We start from the raw sequence: 16,287 nt of genomic DNA, 5'->3' as shown, positions 1-16,287 counted from the left end.
TCAGATGGCGTACGCTCATATGGCGGCCGTGTACGACAGGCTGATGGCAGACTCTCCCTATGACCAATGGCTGGACTGGGTAGAGAGCAACTGGGGCAAGGGTGAGAAGCCACAGCAGGTAATTGACCTTGGCTGTGGAACAGGAACGATTGCGATCCCGCTTGCCAAGCGTGGGTATCGTGTGACTGGAGTCGATTTGTCAGCAGAAATGCTTGCGGTAGCGTATGACAAGATGAGGCAAGAACAAGTAGAGGTAGCTTGGGTGGAGCAGGACATGCGCAAGCTGGAACTGCCTATAGCGGATGCAGTCATCTCCCTGTGCGATTCGCTTAGCTACCTGACCGAAGAAGCGGATGTACAGGAAACGTTCCGGCGCGTATTTGCTCATCTTGCCCCTGGCGGCAGCTTTTTGTTTGACGTCCACAGTCCCTATAAAATGCTGCACGTATTTGGCGACGAGACATTCACACATGTGGAAGATGAAGTTTCGTATATTTGGCAATGTTTCTGCGACCCGCTTCGTCTGGAAGTGGAGCATCAGCTTACTTTTTTCATTCGTCAGCCAAACGACTTGTACGAACGGATGGAAGAAGAGCATTGGCAACGTGCCTACCAGCCGATTCAATTGATGCGCTGGCTTGCCGATGCCGGGTTCACTGATATTGTCATTACTGCCGATTATTCTGATTTGCCTCCACAGGAATCCAGTGAACGCCTATTTTTTTCTGCTCGGAAGCCGAAAGATTTGACATGATTGGTTCACATTTACTATAATCGTGTTATAACTGCAAAATTCGACGCGTTGAAGAGGAATAGTAGGAAACGACTTCGTGAATCATTAGAGAGTTGACGGCTGGTGCAAGTCAACCCGAAGATTTCTGAACTCACCTCCCAGCACTCGCCCCCAATGCCTCTTAGGCTGTGTAAGGGAGAGCGGCTCATCCTCGATACGGATGAACAAGTGGGTGAATGACTGACGTTCGCCAATCTGGGTGGTACCGCGGGATTATACACAACCTCTCGTCCCTTTTTCGTATACGACAAGGGACGTGGGGTTTTTGTTATTTCATACAGATTGGAATTTTAAACATCCCAATCCAGTATAAGTGCAACCGCGGCTTCGCCAAAAGGCATGGCGTAGCCAGGTTTTTTTATCACCTTTTACCTATTGAAGATGGGAGTGCATTACCATGGTTTTTAGTCATCGCAACGTCGAAAAGAAATGGCAGCAATACTGGGAACAAAACAAGACATTCAAAACATCTGAAGACGAGGGCAAAAAGAAGTTTTACGCGCTCGATATGTTCCCGTATCCGTCTGGTGCTGGACTTCACGTAGGTCATCCGGAGGGTTATACAGCTACAGATATTCTTTCCCGCATGAAGCGGATGCAAGGCTACAATGTTCTCCATCCAATGGGCTGGGATGCTTTCGGCTTGCCTGCAGAGCAGTACGCGCTCGATACCGGAAATGATCCTGCGGAATTTACCGAGCATAACATCAACAACTTCCGCCGCCAAATTAAAGCATTGGGCTTTTCGTATGACTGGGACAGAGAGATAAACACAACGGATCCAGACTATTACAAATGGACACAATGGATTTTCACTAAGCTGTTTGAGCATGGCCTGGCTTACATTGACGAAGTAGCTGTGAACTGGTGCCCTGCTTTGGGAACCGTACTTGCGAACGAAGAAGTCATCGATGGAAAAAGTGAACGCGGTGGGCATCCAGTTGAACGTCGCCCGATGAAGCAATGGGTACTGAAAATTACGGCTTATGCGGAAAGATTGCTGGCTGACCTGGAAGACCTGGATTGGCCAGAGAGCATCAAGGAAATGCAGCGCAACTGGATCGGTCGGTCGGAAGGGGCAGAGGTTACCTTTGCTATTGACGGACATGATCAATCCTTTACCGTCTTCACGACTCGCCCAGATACACTGTACGGCGCTACGTATGCGGTATTGGCGCCTGAGCACAAGCTGGTGGACCAAATTACCGTAGATGCGCAAAGACAAGCGGTGGAAGCGTATCTCGAGCAAGCGAAACGGAAAAGTGATTTGGAGCGCACCGATTTGGCAAAGGAAAAAACTGGGGTATTCACTGGAGCTTATGCCATTAATCCAGTAAACGGGGAGCGCCTACCGATCTGGATCGCCGATTACGTACTGATCAGCTATGGTACCGGCTCCATTATGGCAGTTCCGGCGCACGATGAGCGCGACTATGAGTTTGCAAAAACATTTGATCTGTCGATTAAGCAAGTCATCGCGGGTGGAGACATCTCCAAAGAAGCGTATGCGGGCGACGGAGCGCACATCAACTCCGGTATACTGGATGGACTGAACAAGGAACAAGCCATTAGCAAAATGATCGAGTGGCTGGAAGAAGAAGGCAAAGGTAATCGCAAGGTAACCTACCGTCTGCGTGACTGGCTGTTCAGTCGTCAGCGCTACTGGGGTGAGCCGATCCCGATCCTTCATCTGGAAGATGGCACGATGAAAGTCGTTCCTGAATCTGAGCTGCCGATCATCTTGCCAAAAACAAAAGAAATCAAGCCGTCCGGTACAGGCGAGTCTCCGCTGGCCAACATCACGGACTGGATCAACACCGTAGACTCGGAAACAGGTCAAAAAGCTCGTCGTGAAACGAACACCATGCCGCAATGGGCGGGTAGTTGCTGGTACTTCCTGCGCTTTATTGATCCGCACAACGATAAAGCCATGGCTGACCCGGAAAAGCTGAAAGAATGGCTGCCGATCGACATTTACATTGGCGGAGCGGAACACGCCGTACTTCACTTGCTCTATTCCCGTTTCTGGCACAAATTCCTGTACGATATTGGCGTCGTGCCAACAAAGGAACCGTTCCAGAAGCTGTTTAACCAAGGGATGATCCTGGGTGAAAACAATGAGAAAATGAGTAAGTCCAAAGGAAACGTCGTAAACCCTGACGACATTGTAAACAGCCACGGGGCGGATACACTCCGTATGTATGAAATGTTCATGGGGCCTTTGGATGCTTCCATCGCATGGTCTACCAAAGGCTTGGATGGTGCCCGCCGCTTTCTGGATCGAGTGTATCGCTTGTTCGTGAACGACAATGGGGAGCTGAATGACAAAATTGTCAACACCTCCAAAGTGACCGGTATGGAGCGCGTTTACCACCAAACTGTGAAAAAAGTTACAGAAGACTACGAGGGCTTGCGTTTCAATACAGGTATTTCCCAATTGATGGTCTTTATTAATGAGGCGTACAAAGCTGATGTTCTGCCGAAGAAATACATGGAAGACTTCGTGAAAATGCTTTCTCCAATCACACCGCATATCGCGGAAGAGCTGTGGGAGAAGCTCGGTCATAAAGAAACCATTTCATACGAGGCATGGCCTACTTATGACGAGTCTAAACTGGTCGAAGACGAAGTGGAGATCGTCCTCCAAGTAAATGGCAAAAACAAAGAAAAGCTGCTCATTGCGTCCGACGCAACGAAAGAACAAATGGAAGAGCTGGCCCTCGCAAACGAGATCATTAAAGAATTGATTGAAGGTAAAACAATCGTCAAAATGATCGCAGTTCCTGGCAAGCTGGTTAACATCGTAATCCGCTAAGGACTGATGATCGTCGGGTAAAGAAACAATGAACGGATAAAGGAAAAAGGAGTAGACCCTGTGAACGACAGGTGTCCGCTCCTTTTTTGCATTCATCCGGCTAGACTAACCGTCTTCTTATTCTGCTACAGCTTGGGCTGATTGCTGAATTGGCGATCTATCATTTCCAGATCCTCGGCAAACTTGGCATGGGTGCGACGGAACACCTCGGCGAATAGACCAGGTACTTCTTTTTGTAATGGAATCAACCCCTCGCCAGTTACCCCGCCGGGCACACACACGCGTTTTTGCAGGGAGGGAAGGGTGAATGCTTCCTTTCGCAAAAGCTCAGCCATGCCAATAAGCATCTGTGTCGTCAAATAAGTCGCTGCTTCTTCAGAAATCCCCGTTTCTTGGACTGCATCGTGAATCATTTGCTGAAGAATGTAGCTGAGGAAGGCAGGTCCGCAGCTGGCAATGTCAGAAGTGACCCGCAAAAATGCCTCTGTAACCTCGATAGGAGTACTGATATGGGCAAACAAGGCGCGGATGAACTGACGCTGCTGCGGCCCTATGCGACTCCCAAATTCACACAGGCAAACGCCGCCTTGAGCGGCATTTGTAATACTTGGAACTACCCGCGCTACTGCACTGGGAACCCATGCCTCCAGCTGCTCCAGCTTGATTGGACTGGTAATGGTAATCAGCAAGTGATCGGGTGTTAAGGCAGGGGAGATTTGCTCCAGCATCACGCTATATTCCATTGGCTTGACGCATAGCAGCAAAATTTTGGCGGCTCTGGCCAATTCCAGATTATTTTTGGCAACAACGAGACCGGGATGCCGAATGGCCAGCAGTTCAGCTTTGGCGGGAGTGCGGTTACTGATAATAATGTGGCCGGGGGACAGGGCTTTTGCGGACAGCAAGGACTCGATCAAGATGCTGCCCATACTGCCCGTACCAATAAACCCAATTTTATCCATGGGCATACCTCCCTCCAATATTCTTTTCCTATTCTATGTGGAGGGAGAGGCGATCATGACCGGCGGGGTTTCAAATCTAACGAATCCGGATACGGTCTTTGATCCGTTCAAACATTTTGTCCCCGATTCCCTCGATCTCTTTTATTTCTTCTACCGAACGGAAACCGCCTTTTTCCGAGCGGTAGCTGAGTATGGAGTTGGCTCTTGCCGCTCCGATTCCCGGGAGAGTCGTTAGCTCCTCCACAGTAGCCGTATTGAGGTTAATGCTCGGATCCGATGACTGCCTTTCTGTCCTAGAGCTAATAGCTGAAGAAGACAATGGCTGTACCTGTTGTCCTAGGACATTGTGAGTATCAGTACCTTTTGCAGGAATGACGACAGCGCTCCCATCTGATAATGGCTCGGCCAGGTTAATCTGGTCCAAATCAGCATCGGGAAGAGAACCGCCCGCTTTGGTAATGGCGTCTGCTACACGCATCCCTGCATCAAAACGATACAGACCGGGTTTCATTACCCGCCCTTTCACATCGACGAAGAGAGGGGCATCAGAAGGTGCTATGTCTTTTCGTTTTTCTGAAGGAGCTTCCGTTTGTTTGTTGGCCAATCCCTGAACATCCGGTTCGCTGGGAGCAGGTAATTGGACTTGTGTATACGCAGGTGTCTCCAACGGGAGCCTGGATTTTTCGCTGGCTTGATCCGCACGGTAAAACCAGAGACTGCTACCGAGAAAGAGGAAGGCGCCTCCGAGCAAAATGAATCTCCGATATCGTTCCCACCATTCCAGCAACATAAAAAACCCTCCCTTGCCATGCGAGCATGATCGGTGTAGAGATAATGAGTTCTCTATCAACGATGCTACGAAAAGTAAGAGAGGGTTTGCAAATGTATTTCTGCTGATTTGCGCAGCTTACCCGATGTGCTGCAGCGAATTTTTTTTGCGCCGGATGTCAACATTTGGGCTGACATACGGATCAAATGTATATCGTTGCTCGATAAAAATCTGATGCCACAGCATGAATACAAGAATCGTCCAGATCTTGCGGCTGTAGTCAGCATTACCTTCACGGTGTTCATCGAGCAAGTACAAGACATAGGCCTTGTTGATCAAATTGTCCACCTTGGATTCAAAAATGATCTCTTTGGCCCATTTGTAGAACTCGTTTTTCAGCCAGTGACGAGTTGGAACCGGGAAGCCCAGCTTCTTTCTCGTTTTGATCTCCGGAGGCAGGAAGTCTTTCATCGCTTCACGCAGCACATGCTTGGTGGTGCCGTTCGCGATTTTATACTTCGTTGGAATGGTGGCGGCAAACTCGAAAACCTTTGTGTCGATGAATGGCACGCGCAACTCCAGAGAGTTGGCCATTGTCATTTTATCTGCCTTCATCAGAATGTTGCCGCGCAGCCAGGTGTGAATGTCCAGATACTGCATTTTTGTCACGTCATCATACTGGGAAGCACGCTTGTAAATCTCTTCCGTTACGCTAAAAGGCGAGATGTAAGAATCCGAGTTTGCGATATCTTCCATCACCACACGTTTTTTCATCTCTTCACTAAAAATCAGAGCGTTTCCGAAAAAGCGTTCTTCGACGGTTTTAGAACCGCGAATCAAGAAGTTTTTCCCTTTTACTTGGTCGGGGAGACGCTCTGCCATATAACCGATGGAACTGCGCATCCAGCTTGGCATGCCTGAGAACATTTTCAATGAACTAGGTTCCCGATAAATGTTGTATCCACCGAAGAATTCATCAGCACCTTCACCGGATAGGACTACTGTCACATGCTCGCTCGCCATTTGGGCAACGAAATAGAGCAGGATGGCGGAAGGGTCGGCTACCGGTTCGTCTTGGTGCCAAATGAGGCGTGGCAGTTCATCCATATATTGCTGGGCACAGATAACCCGTTCGAAGTGCTCAGTACCTAAATATTCTGCAGTTCGTTTGGCATAGTCAAGCTCGCTGTAACCGGGGATATCAGACCCGACCGAGAAGGTTTTGACGGGCTCAAACGTGCGCAGCATGCCAACGATACTGCTGGAGTCCACTCCGCTAGACAAAAATGCCCCGCGAGATACTTCACTAATCCGGTGTTTGTCGATGGAGTCCATCAGAACGCTGCGGGTTCCTTCCACAAAGTGCGAGAACGGCTTGCTTTCATCCGGTTTAAATTCAACGTCCCAGTATCGTTCCAGCTTGATTTGGTCGTTTTCAATGATGAAAGAATGCGCTGGAGGGATTCGATAAATACCCCGATACATCGTTTCAGGGTCAGGTACATATTGGAAAGTCAGGTAGTGATAAAAAGCGTTTGGATTGACTTCACGTGTCAAGCCCGGGAGTTCCAGGAGACTTTTGATCTCACTTGCCACCCCGATAGAGTCGCCCGTTTCTACGTAGTAGAGAGGCTTGATTCCGAAATGGTCACGAGCTCCGAATAAACGCTTTTTGCGTGAGTCGTAAATGGTAAAGCCGAACATGCCGCGCAAATGCTTGGGTGCATCCGTACCAACCTCTTCATAGAGGTGCAGGATGGTTTCAATATCCGAATCGGTATGGAAAACGTGACCGATGTCCTTTAACCATTGTTGCAGTTCTTTGTAGTTGTAAACCTCTCCGTTGCCTATAATCCAGATGTCTCGTGTTTCGTTAAACAGCGGTTGATGCCCGCCTTCTACGTCGATGATGCTTAAACGACGAAAGCCCAGGGCGATGTTGTCTTCGAGATGAAAACCATCGTCATCTGGACCTCTGTGCAAGATGACACCCGTCATCGCGCTGATCGCTTCTTGCCTAGCAGGCGTTTGTCGCTTGTTGTAGAGTGATACGATTCCACACATATGAAATGACTCTTCCTCTCACTGGATTGCTCCTGCTAACTCTATCACGTATCGACAGTCAGCGCAATCTCTACTGAATGCCTACACTCCCCCCTGAAAACGTTGTTCCAACAGGGAAAATGGTCATTGTCTCTTCTATTTTTGTCCTTGTGCAAAGAGATATACTCCCTCATACAAAAGGATCATTCGACAAACGAAGGGAGGGAGAAACGTGACGGTGTTTGGAGCCGGTATTTTGATGATGGCTGGGATGCTTCTTTCAGCCTATCTGCATCCGGCCTGGCTGCTGGTGGCTGCCGGTCTGAGTGCGGCTCTTGCTGGATTCATGCCGCAAAACTTGCGAAAACGAAGCGCTCTTTGTGCACTCATACTCATTCTAGCAGGTCTCTTTTTTTATGGGTACGAGTTTCTCCATCGTTCTGAATTGAAGCCGTTGGCGGAGCAAGAGCAGAGGGTTTGGGTGCGAGCTGTCATTTCCTCTCCGGTCAAAAGAGATGGGGATGTGGCGAGATTTTTTGCTGTCGTACAAGAGACAAGCGAGGATCATCGCTATTGGAATCAACTGCAAACGACTGAATGTATCCTGATCCGGGTCAAGCTGGCTACCTTTGAAGAGGCGAAATCGGTAGAACAGTGGCGAAGAGGCAGTGAACTGGTGGGAAGGATTCAGTTGTCCGTACCCTCTCCAGCTCGCAATCCGCATGCGTTCGACTATTCAAGGTACCTCTATTGGCAAGGGGTGCAGGTTACAGGTGAAGTGGAATTTAAAAACTTGCGGATAAACGAATACGACACCCTTTGGGCCCGGTTTCAATCGTGGCAAGATGCTGGAGCCGCACGGATCGAACGGTTGTTTCCTGATCCGGAAGTAGCAGGCTACATGAAATCGCTCCTGCTTGGTCTGGGTCAGGATGTGACACCAGAGATGGAAGAGATGTATTCGTATCTGGGATTGAGTCATGTTCTGGCGATATCAGGCTTGCATGTGACTTTGGTCAGCAATATGTTTATGTGGTGTCTGGAACGATTCGGCATCGGACGAAGGTGGGCGCTAATCATCACCATTTGTTTGCTAACTGGTTATGTGCTGCTGGTGGGGGCGAGTTCTTCTGCCGTTCGTTCAGGATTGATGGGTGGAGTGGGATTAGCCTGCCAGGCATTAGGAGCGAGACTGGACGGAAAACAGGTCTGGTCCGGGGCCTTGATTGTGATGCTTTCGTTTAATCCATATCAGCTTTGGCACATAGGATTTCAGCTCTCCTTTGCGGTGACATTGGGGCTCATCATTTACGTACCGTACAGCCTGCAAGTATTCGTCAGGGTACCTGTCTGGATTCGTACCCTTGTGGCGGTCACTTTCGCCGCTCAGCTGGTCTCGTTTCCTTTTCTGGTCTATCATTTTCATCAATTTTCTCCGCTGTCTTGGCTCGTCAATTTGATCGTGACCCCGATCCTCTCGATTATTGTTCTTCCGCTCGGTTATATTGCGATTGTATTGGGCCTTATTCATCCGGCTTTATCGATTTGGCCTGTCAACCTGTCCAGTTTTGTGCTGAACTGGGTTCATAAACCGTTATTTGGGCTGCAACATTTGGAAATACCGTTTACCTATTGGCCGCACCCTTCTTGGTGGTGGTTATTTCTGTACACCATATTGTTGATTGTCGTGCCTATTTTGTGGAAGCTGGGACTTCATCGCAGGCGGGATACAATCCTGTATGTGGCTTTTTTGTTCATACTTTTGGTGGCAGCCAGACAACCTTTTTCAGCCGGGGATGAGGTGCGAATTACCTTTCTGGATGTAGGGCAGGGTGATTCCATCGTTGTCGAAATTGCTAATAAGAAGGTATACTTAATTGATGCAGGTGGGACGATGCCCTTCTCTACACGTGAGACTTGGCAAGAAAAACGCGACCCTTTTGAAGTGGGAAAGGACGTCGTACTTCCGTTTTTAATGGCCCGTGGCATTGAGAAAATAGACAGAGTTGTCATGACTCACGGGGACATGGATCACATAGGGGGCATTGCTGCTTTGGTGCCGCGATTTGCTTTTGGAGAGGTGATTGTAAATGGAAGATCGCCTCAAGAAAAGGAAAAAGAGATCTTGCGGCTTTTCAGGGATAAGGGAGTTCCTATCTTAACCGGTAGCCCGGGACAGACGTGGTCAGATGCGCCTGGAGTCGAGTGGAAATGGCTTCATCCTGGACAAACTTCGGTATACGCTGGCAATGATGCTTCTGTCGTGTTACAGTTAACAGCTCACCAAACGACTGTTTTATTCACCGGAGATGTGGAACGAAATGGAGAGATGAATCTGGTGAAAAACGGATTGCGTCCCGTGGATATTTTGAAAGTAGCCCACCACGGAAGCAAGACATCGAGCTCGGAAGCATTGCTTGCCGCATCCAGCCCAAAAGTGGCTATCATCTCGGCTGGAGCAAACAATCGCTATGGACATCCGTCACCAGACGTGCTGAAGAGATTAAAAAAAGCAGGCTCTACTGTGTACAGGACGGACCAGCAAGGAGCGATTACGCTGGTCATTTCGCCAAGGGGCCTTACTTGGAAAACACAAATAACAGATACATAACTCTGGTTGCAACCTTTTCAACGAGCGACCCGTCTGTAGGGGGGAGAGGAGAATATGCAGGAAGCAGAACTGATCAGGTTGGCGCAGTCAGGGGATCATGATGCGCTTGTCGAACTGCTTCGATCCATTGAGACCTCCGTTTACCGCAGCGCTTACTATATTCTGGGGAACGAGCAAGATGCACTTGATGCAGCTCAGGAAGTTCTCATTCGCATCTATCGCAAATTGGACACCTATCAGGAAAAGGCAAAGTTTTCCACGTGGGTCCAACGAATCGTGAGCAATGTCTGCATGGATAAATTTCGCGCGAAAAAGGAAACGGTCTCGATAGACGAGCATGAACTGATCATTCCTGATCGAAACAACGTAGAGGATGAGATTCTTCTCACTGGACTGTCGAATGACATCCAAGAAGCTATTGGGAGACTGCCCAAGCAGTACCGGATGGTAGTTGTACTCCGCTACCTGGAGGATTTATCTTACCAGGAAATTGCGGAAGCGTTAGATTTGCCGCTTAACACGGTAAAGTCGTATTTGTTTCGGGCGAGACAACAGCTTCAGGAACTGTTGTACGACTACCAGAAAGGGGGGATCGGTTGATGACCCATGATGAGATTTGGGAATGGATGCAGCGTGATCTAGATGGGGATCTGTCTTCGGGAGAGCAGCAATTGCTCTACAGCCTCCTTCAAAAAGATCCTGAGCTGCAGCTAATGTACAACCGTTTGAAAAATGTTTCAGAGCAGCTAGAAAAGCTTCCCCCTGTCGTACCCTCATTCAGTATCGTAGACTCGATTCTGCCAAGGCTGGAATTAGCGGCGGCTACAAAACCTGCTGCTGTGCCTGTGAAAAATGAGGAAATCCTGCCCACTCTGGAAGTAAAGCGCAAGTCGTCTGCGCCGTCGGATTCGAAAAAGTGGAAGCGGATGAAAGTGTGGCTGGCCAGTATTGGCAGTACCGCGGTTGCTGCCTGCTTAATGATCGGGATGCTGTTTACGGGCAGTGATGGTAAGAAGCCAGAAATAGACACTTACCAGCAAGGATCGGTTAGTTCACCACCGGTAGACGAGAAAATCGTACGTATGGGGCCAGACGTTCCAACTCCAAGCACTAATCCTTCTCCATCAAATACTTCGGAGGAAGAAAAGAAGCCTGATAAGAAACCTTCTGAGAAGAAGCAGAGTACGAAAACTCCCGCCAAGCAGACACAGAAAAAACCGGATACGAAAGCGATTGCGAATCCGGCTATCACGAACCCACCGGTTGCTCAAAAGCCTGTAGCCAAAGAGGATAAGCAACCTGCGTTTCCTATAGGAATAAAAGACAACCAGGATAGAGAAGACAGAAGATCTGCCAAAGACGATGAGGATGACGACAGGGACAAGAGTAAAAACAAAAATAAAGAGAAAAAAGATAAAAAGCAAGATAACGATGATGATTAGTCCACTTTTGGCTACGTAACAAATGTGGTTTTTACAAAAGGACTGGCACCGATCAGGGGCTTCTTGCGTATTGTACAGTATCAAGCACCCCCTGCTTACCGTTTGGGGAGGAGGAATCCCGGGGCTTTTCCCTGAACGTTTACATAGAGGTGCCAATGGATAGAAAAACCGCTCCTGATTTTTGAGGTGGCGGTTTTTTCTTCGTTGCAATCGCCGCTACTGACATGTGTTATAATAACGCAGGTAAGGAAAGGGAAAGGGAGAGAATCACTCATGCCATTACTATCGGCCATCCGGGAAATACGACAAAAACAATTTTCACCGATTTACGTCCTATACGGTCCGGAGTCCTTTCTGGCGGAAGAGTTCTTGGCACTTGCCAGGCGGGAAATGATCGCTCCCGAATTCAGCGATCTCAATTTGAGTATGTACGACTGCACGGAAACAGGGCTGAGTGAGATTTTGCAGGATGCAGAGACCTTGCCATTTCTCGGGGAGCATCGGCTGGTTATTGCTAGACAAGCCTATTTCTTGACAGGCAGCAAGCCACCGGCAAAGGTAGAGAGTGATCCAGATACTTTGCTGGGCTATCTGCAAAATCCTCCAAGCTACTCGACACTGATTTTACATACGGAAACAGAAAAATTGGACGAACGAAAAAAACTGGTTAAGACTCTGCAGCAAAAAGCGAAGGTCATTTCATTCCCGCTCTTGAAAGAGAATGATCTGTATGGCTGGGTGGAGCGCCAAGCTGATAAATACAAGGCGTTTATCGGACGACAGCAGGCGATGAAGCTGGTAGAGCGTGTGGGCGGGGAGCTGCGCCTATTGGACAAGGAAATCGAGAAAATGGCTTTGTTCGTGGGCGAGGGAGCAAGCATTACAGAGGAAGTCATCGAGACGCTGGGGGCGCGTACTTTGGAACAGGATGTCTTCGCCTTGATCGAGCAGGTGGCGTCAGGGAGATTGGACAGGGCTCTGCGGATGATGTACGACTGCATGAAGACCGGGGAGGAGCCGATCAAACTGCTTGCCCTCTTGGCCAGACAGTTTCGTATGCTGCTTCATGTTAAGCAGCTGGCCCCTCGCGGATATTCGCAGCAACAGATGGCGGGCATGATCAAAATGCATCCGTATGCGGTGAAAAAGGCGACGGAACAGGCGAGGCATTTTTCCGAAGACTCATTGAAAAAACTGCTTGGCATGCTGGCAGAGGAGGATTTTCGGATGAAGTCGGGGCAGGTTGATAAGCGGCTCGCTCTGGAGCTATTCATTGCACACGCACATGGAGAACGTCAAAAAACGCACAGCTAGGCAAATAAAAAACCCCATGAACAGGATGTTCGCGGGGTTTTTTTGTGGGCCTCTTACGCTACAGGAGCGCTCAGAACGTTAAGCTTTTTCATCAAACGAGACTTTTGACGGTTTGCTGCGTTTTTATGAATGAGACCTTTCGAAGCGGCCTTGTCCAGCTTTTTCACAGCCACCAGAAGAGTAGATTTCGCCAATGCTACATCGGAAGCAGCGACAGCTTTCTCAAAGCTTCTCAGGGAAGTGCGCAGATCAGACTTTTGAGATGCACGTTGTGCGCGGCGCTTTTCGATTGTTTTGGTGCGCTTAATTGCAGATTTAATGTTTGGCATGTGTGTCACCTCCTTAGACGACCATCGACATACAGTCATACAACAAAGTAATTCTAGCATGCACAGAACCCTTTTGCAAGAAAGGATTCGGAATAAAAATGGAGGATTCAAGCAACCTAGTAGCAGGAACAAAATGGAGAAGGGAGTCAATACAAAATGGACCACAACATCGATTTGTCTGGTTATTCCATTCGCACAGATTTGGCAGTGGAGGCTCACGAACTGGCTGAGCAGCAAAATGAGAGCAGTATTCCTGGGGTATTGCTGCAAGCGGACGACAGCGAAACCGATATCAAGGTCACTCGATTGCATGTGCAAAATGATGAGGCTGCTAAACAGATCGGCAAAATGCCGGGCCATTATATCACCATTGAAGTGCCAAAGCTGCGAGATAATGATACATCGATTGAGGAAAAGGTGGCTAAGCGCTTTTCTGTCGAATTCGCAAATTTTTTGCAGCGATTAGGGATCACGGAAGACAAAAAGGCATTGGTAGTAGGGCTCGGCAACTGGAATGTGACACCCGATGCACTTGGGCCAATGGTCGTTGAAAACCTCTTGGTCACCAGACACCTCTATATGCTGGCGCCGGAAACGGTGGGAGAAGGCTATCGAGATGTCAGTGCGCTATCGCCAGGAGTGCTCGGCATCACGGGAATTGAAACCAGTGAGATCGTTTTTGGCGTCGTGGAGAAAAGCAGGCCCGATTTTGTGATTTGTATTGATGCACTTGCCTCTCGTGCCTTGCACCGGGTCAATACTACCATTCAAATTTCAGATGCGGGGATTCACCCAGGCTCGGGAGTAGGCAACAAACGCAAAGCTATCGATCAGTCAACACTGGGAATACCGGTAATCGCCATTGGGGTCCCTACTGTCGTCTTTGCGTCGACGATTGTAAATGACGCCATCACCTACTTGCTCGGTCATTTTGGTCAGTCCATGGTAGAGAGCAAACGGGCATACAACAAGCTTTCTCTCAGTTCATTACCCGAGCGCAAGGAACCGTATACCGAAGACGACCTTCCGGATCTGGAATCGCGCAAGACTTTTATGGGATTGGTAGGCTCCCTGCCGGAAGAAGAGAAACGGCAGCTCATTCATGAGGTGCTTAGGCCGCTTGGACAAGACCTGGTGGTTACGCCCAAGGAGATTGACGATTTCATGGAAGGGGTAGCCAACGTGATCGCGACAGGCTTGAATCGTTCCTTGCACAGGGCGGTCGACGAAGAAAACAGCGCGTCATATACCCACTAACAAGAGGCAAAACAAACCGCTAGATTGCGAGAGAAAAGCTAGAAAGGGGTTCTATCGTCTCTATGACGCTCATAGGCTAAAGCATAGACAAGCGTGAATGGCTATTAGCCCGCAGCGCAAGTCAATGGCTCAGCTAGAGGAGTGAGACAGATGGCGACCCTAATTCAACGCCAATTCGTAGTTCTTTCATTCATAACTGCCTTTTTGTTTGTCTTGACCGGGGTACTTTCTCTCGGCGGCAACCGAATCATGATTGCCTCCTCATCCATCCAGCAGGCCGCTTCACATGTTTCCAGTCTGGCTATACTGGGCTGGATGGGACAGGAGATTCCTGTGCTCACAGAAACGGTGCAGGTTCAGTCTGATCGGACCAATAGTGTCTCAGGTTTTCTTTTCGAGCTGGCAACGGGCATTCAGCCGGGAGATTTGCGCAGTCTGCTTGGCAGGGAACTGCCAGGTGTGGTGACGACAGAAGACGCACGATTCGTTGTAGCGGGCAAAGGAGCCTCACTCGCTGATTTTTATGTGGAATATCCTTCCCACCCCAAGCAGGTCATTGACGCTTCTAAGTCCATTCCGATCACTTTGCCGAGCGACCAAGCGGCAAGCGAACCGGCCGAAGAGAAACCGGCACCGATCGTAGGGCCAAATACCGGAGACAAAAAAATCGTCTATGTGTATAACACCCATAATCGGGAGTCCTGGTACAGTGAGACCAAGCCAGTTGGCAGTTCTGTGGATCATCCGACACGAAACATCTCATTGGTAGGCAAGCATTTAGCTCAAGCGCTAACCGAAAGAGGCATTGGATCAGATGTAAGCACCGATGACATCTACCAGCAATTGTTGAACAAAAAAATGGACTACGCCCTCTCGTACGCGCAATCATTGCAAGTACTGAAGGCAGCAACAGAAAAAAACAGGGAGCTGCACTACTTTTTTGACCTCCACCGCGATACGGCGCCAAGAGACCGAACAACAGTCACCATTAAAGGAAAAACCTATGCCCGTGTCATGTTTGTCATTGGGAAAAGGAACAAGAGTCACGAGAAAAACGAAGCTTTTGCAACCGAATTGCATCAACTCATGGAAAAAATGTATCCCGAGCTCTCGCGAGGTGTGATGGAAAAAGGAGCAAAAACAGATCACGGGGAGTATAACCAGTCCATCTCAACGGGAAGCCTGTTAATGGAAATAGGTGGAACGGAAAATACCTTGCAGGAAAGTTTGAATACGGCAGAAGCGCTGGCGGATGTATTTGCCGCCTATTATCTGCAGGCGGAGAAAGTGGGAAAACCGGTACAAGAACAGCCGGCGAAGAGGTGACGGGCATGAGTGTGACGGTAAGGTTGACGGGACTCTTGGTGGTATTGCTCATTGGCGTAGTGCTGGGCCTGCAGACTGCAGAGCGCGGAATCTCAAAAGTCAGCGGCCTGCCAGAGGAAAAGGCACAAACGTTCTACATTAAAAAAGTAGAAAAAGGGCAAATGGAAATTGCGGTTATGGGCAAGCAGGTTCAGACGGCAGATCCAAACAAGATGGTCAATTACGTCAGCCGAATGGGACTGACTCTCGGTAGCAGTATCAAGAGCGGCGCACAATCGTTTGTCGATTGGGTCGGCCATTTTTTTGAACCGTAGAATTTGTTTACGCACAAAAAGATGGGATGTAGAAAGCCCTAGAGTCAAAAGACCCGGTTTGACGGGTCTTTTGCACATGGAGAAAACGGCGGCGAAAACATGGCAGAGAGGGAGCAACACAGGCTAGGCTTGAACCTGTTACTCTATGAAACTGATTTTTACAATGCAAAGCGTTAATGGAATCAATAGACTATATATTCAGTAAAAATATAATTATTTGAATTTAATGTGTTGCCAAAAAATTGAATTAATGTAATAATGTCTACTGATAGAACTTTTTCTACTTCATAATTTCGGTTTGAGAGGTGAGCC

The 16,287-nt window shown here is 48.8% G+C and carries 13 protein-coding genes and 1 other annotated feature; of the genes, 9 read left to right on the top strand and 4 right to left on the bottom strand.

The features are described 5' to 3' along the window. Positions 1-4 precede the first annotated feature (4 nt). Both ACIFQN_RS05150 and leuS read left to right on the top strand, forming a co-directional pair. Entirely contained in the window at positions 5-754 is a 750-nt protein-coding gene (locus ACIFQN_RS05150) for a class I SAM-dependent DNA methyltransferase (RefSeq protein ID WP_429831972.1), read from the top strand. Positions 755-793: 39 nt separating this feature from the next. Then, positions 794-1,031, top strand: a binding site (T-box leader). Between the two features lie 159 nt (positions 1,032-1,190). Further along, positions 1,191-3,608 carry a leucine--tRNA ligase gene (gene leuS / locus ACIFQN_RS05145; RefSeq protein WP_429831971.1) on the top strand — a complete coding sequence of 806 codons (2,418 nt, stop codon included), beginning with the start codon at positions 1,191-1,193 and terminating at the stop codon, positions 3,606-3,608. 125 nt (positions 3,609-3,733) lie between these two features. Here leuS and comER read toward each other — a convergent pair whose 3' ends face one another. From comER to asnB, 3 genes are all read right to left on the bottom strand, one after another. Next, on the bottom strand, positions 3,734-4,570 hold the full coding sequence (comER, locus tag ACIFQN_RS05140) for a late competence protein ComER (protein WP_429831969.1): 837 nt from the start codon (positions 4,568-4,570) through the stop codon (positions 3,734-3,736). A 76-nt stretch (positions 4,571-4,646) separates the two neighbouring features. Further along, complete coding sequence (locus ACIFQN_RS05135) at positions 4,647-5,360, bottom strand: helix-hairpin-helix domain-containing protein (RefSeq protein WP_429831967.1); 714 nt, start codon at positions 5,358-5,360, stop codon at positions 4,647-4,649. A gap of 117 nt (positions 5,361-5,477) precedes the next feature. Beyond that, positions 5,478-7,403, bottom strand: coding sequence for an asparagine synthase (glutamine-hydrolyzing) (gene asnB, locus ACIFQN_RS05130; protein WP_429831965.1), 1,926 nt, complete (start codon positions 7,401-7,403; stop codon positions 5,478-5,480). A 211-nt stretch (positions 7,404-7,614) separates the two neighbouring features. On the opposite strand from asnB, the gene ACIFQN_RS05125 reads away from it, so the two are divergent. The 4 genes from ACIFQN_RS05125 (at position 7,615) to holA (ending at position 12,749) form a co-directional block, all read left to right on the top strand. Next, positions 7,615-9,993: a DNA internalization-related competence protein ComEC/Rec2 gene (locus ACIFQN_RS05125; protein ID WP_429831964.1), complete on the top strand. Its 2,379-nt coding sequence runs from the start codon at positions 7,615-7,617 to the stop codon at positions 9,991-9,993. Between the two features lie 54 nt (positions 9,994-10,047). Beyond that, a complete protein-coding gene (locus tag ACIFQN_RS05120) occupies positions 10,048-10,593 on the top strand; it encodes an RNA polymerase sigma factor (protein ID WP_429831963.1) in 546 nt (181 codons plus the stop codon). Next, positions 10,593-11,435, top strand: a complete 843-nt coding sequence (locus tag ACIFQN_RS05115) for a hypothetical protein (protein WP_429831962.1) — start codon at positions 10,593-10,595, stop codon at positions 11,433-11,435. Before ACIFQN_RS05120 ends, ACIFQN_RS05115 begins: the two co-directional genes overlap by 1 nt. A gap of 273 nt (positions 11,436-11,708) precedes the next feature. Then, complete coding sequence (holA, locus tag ACIFQN_RS05110) at positions 11,709-12,749, top strand: DNA polymerase III subunit delta (RefSeq protein WP_429831961.1); 1,041 nt, start codon at positions 11,709-11,711, stop codon at positions 12,747-12,749. 53 nt (positions 12,750-12,802) lie between these two features. Here the strand turns inward: holA and rpsT are convergent, their stop codons facing one another. Beyond that, the gene (gene rpsT / locus ACIFQN_RS05105) at positions 12,803-13,078 is read right to left on the bottom strand and encodes a 30S ribosomal protein S20 (protein ID WP_429831960.1); all 276 of its coding nucleotides are present in this window, start codon (positions 13,076-13,078) and stop codon (positions 12,803-12,805) included. A gap of 156 nt (positions 13,079-13,234) precedes the next feature. On the opposite strand from rpsT, the gene gpr reads away from it, so the two are divergent. The 3 genes from gpr to ACIFQN_RS05090 all read left to right on the top strand — a co-directional run bounded on the left by gpr (position 13,235) and on the right by ACIFQN_RS05090 (position 15,975). Continuing rightward, positions 13,235-14,335, top strand: a complete 1,101-nt coding sequence (gpr, locus tag ACIFQN_RS05100; RefSeq protein WP_429831959.1) for a GPR endopeptidase — start codon at positions 13,235-13,237, stop codon at positions 14,333-14,335. 150 nt (positions 14,336-14,485) lie between these two features. Next, positions 14,486-15,661: a stage II sporulation protein P gene (gene spoIIP, locus ACIFQN_RS05095; protein ID WP_429831958.1), complete on the top strand. Its 1,176-nt coding sequence runs from the start codon at positions 14,486-14,488 to the stop codon at positions 15,659-15,661. 5 nt (positions 15,662-15,666) lie between these two features. Further along, positions 15,667-15,975 (top strand): DUF3679 domain-containing protein, encoded by a 309-nt coding sequence (locus tag ACIFQN_RS05090; protein ID WP_429831957.1) that lies wholly within the window; start codon positions 15,667-15,669, stop codon positions 15,973-15,975. Positions 15,976-16,287: the final 312 nt, after the last annotated feature.

Source organism: Brevibacillus sp. NRS-1366 (assembly GCF_050467985.1).
This window is presented reverse-complemented; position numbering and strand designations above follow the sequence as displayed.

What these genes read in the sequence shown, in the direction of transcription:
- comER (WP_429831969.1), bottom strand. Translation starts at nt 4,570, where the DNA reads ATGGATAAAATTGGGTTTATTGGTACGGGCAGTATGGGCAGCATCTTG.
- ACIFQN_RS05150 (WP_429831972.1), top strand. Translation starts at nt 5, where the DNA reads ATGGCGTACGCTCATATGGCGGCCGTGTACGACAGGCTGATGGCAGAC.
- ACIFQN_RS05115 (WP_429831962.1), top strand. Translation starts at nt 10,593, where the DNA reads ATGACCCATGATGAGATTTGGGAATGGATGCAGCGTGATCTAGATGGG.
- ACIFQN_RS05120 (WP_429831963.1), top strand. Translation starts at nt 10,048, where the DNA reads ATGCAGGAAGCAGAACTGATCAGGTTGGCGCAGTCAGGGGATCATGAT.
- rpsT (WP_429831960.1), bottom strand. Translation starts at nt 13,078, where the DNA reads ATGCCAAACATTAAATCTGCAATTAAGCGCACCAAAACAATCGAAAAG.
- spoIIP (WP_429831958.1), top strand. Translation starts at nt 14,486, where the DNA reads ATGGCGACCCTAATTCAACGCCAATTCGTAGTTCTTTCATTCATAACT.
- gpr (WP_429831959.1), top strand. Translation starts at nt 13,235, where the DNA reads ATGGACCACAACATCGATTTGTCTGGTTATTCCATTCGCACAGATTTG.
- asnB (WP_429831965.1), bottom strand. Translation starts at nt 7,403, where the DNA reads ATGTGTGGAATCGTATCACTCTACAACAAGCGACAAACGCCTGCTAGG.
- leuS (WP_429831971.1), top strand. Translation starts at nt 1,191, where the DNA reads ATGGTTTTTAGTCATCGCAACGTCGAAAAGAAATGGCAGCAATACTGG.
- ACIFQN_RS05090 (WP_429831957.1), top strand. Translation starts at nt 15,667, where the DNA reads ATGAGTGTGACGGTAAGGTTGACGGGACTCTTGGTGGTATTGCTCATT.
- ACIFQN_RS05135 (WP_429831967.1), bottom strand. Translation starts at nt 5,360, where the DNA reads ATGTTGCTGGAATGGTGGGAACGATATCGGAGATTCATTTTGCTCGGA.
- holA (WP_429831961.1), top strand. Translation starts at nt 11,709, where the DNA reads ATGCCATTACTATCGGCCATCCGGGAAATACGACAAAAACAATTTTCA.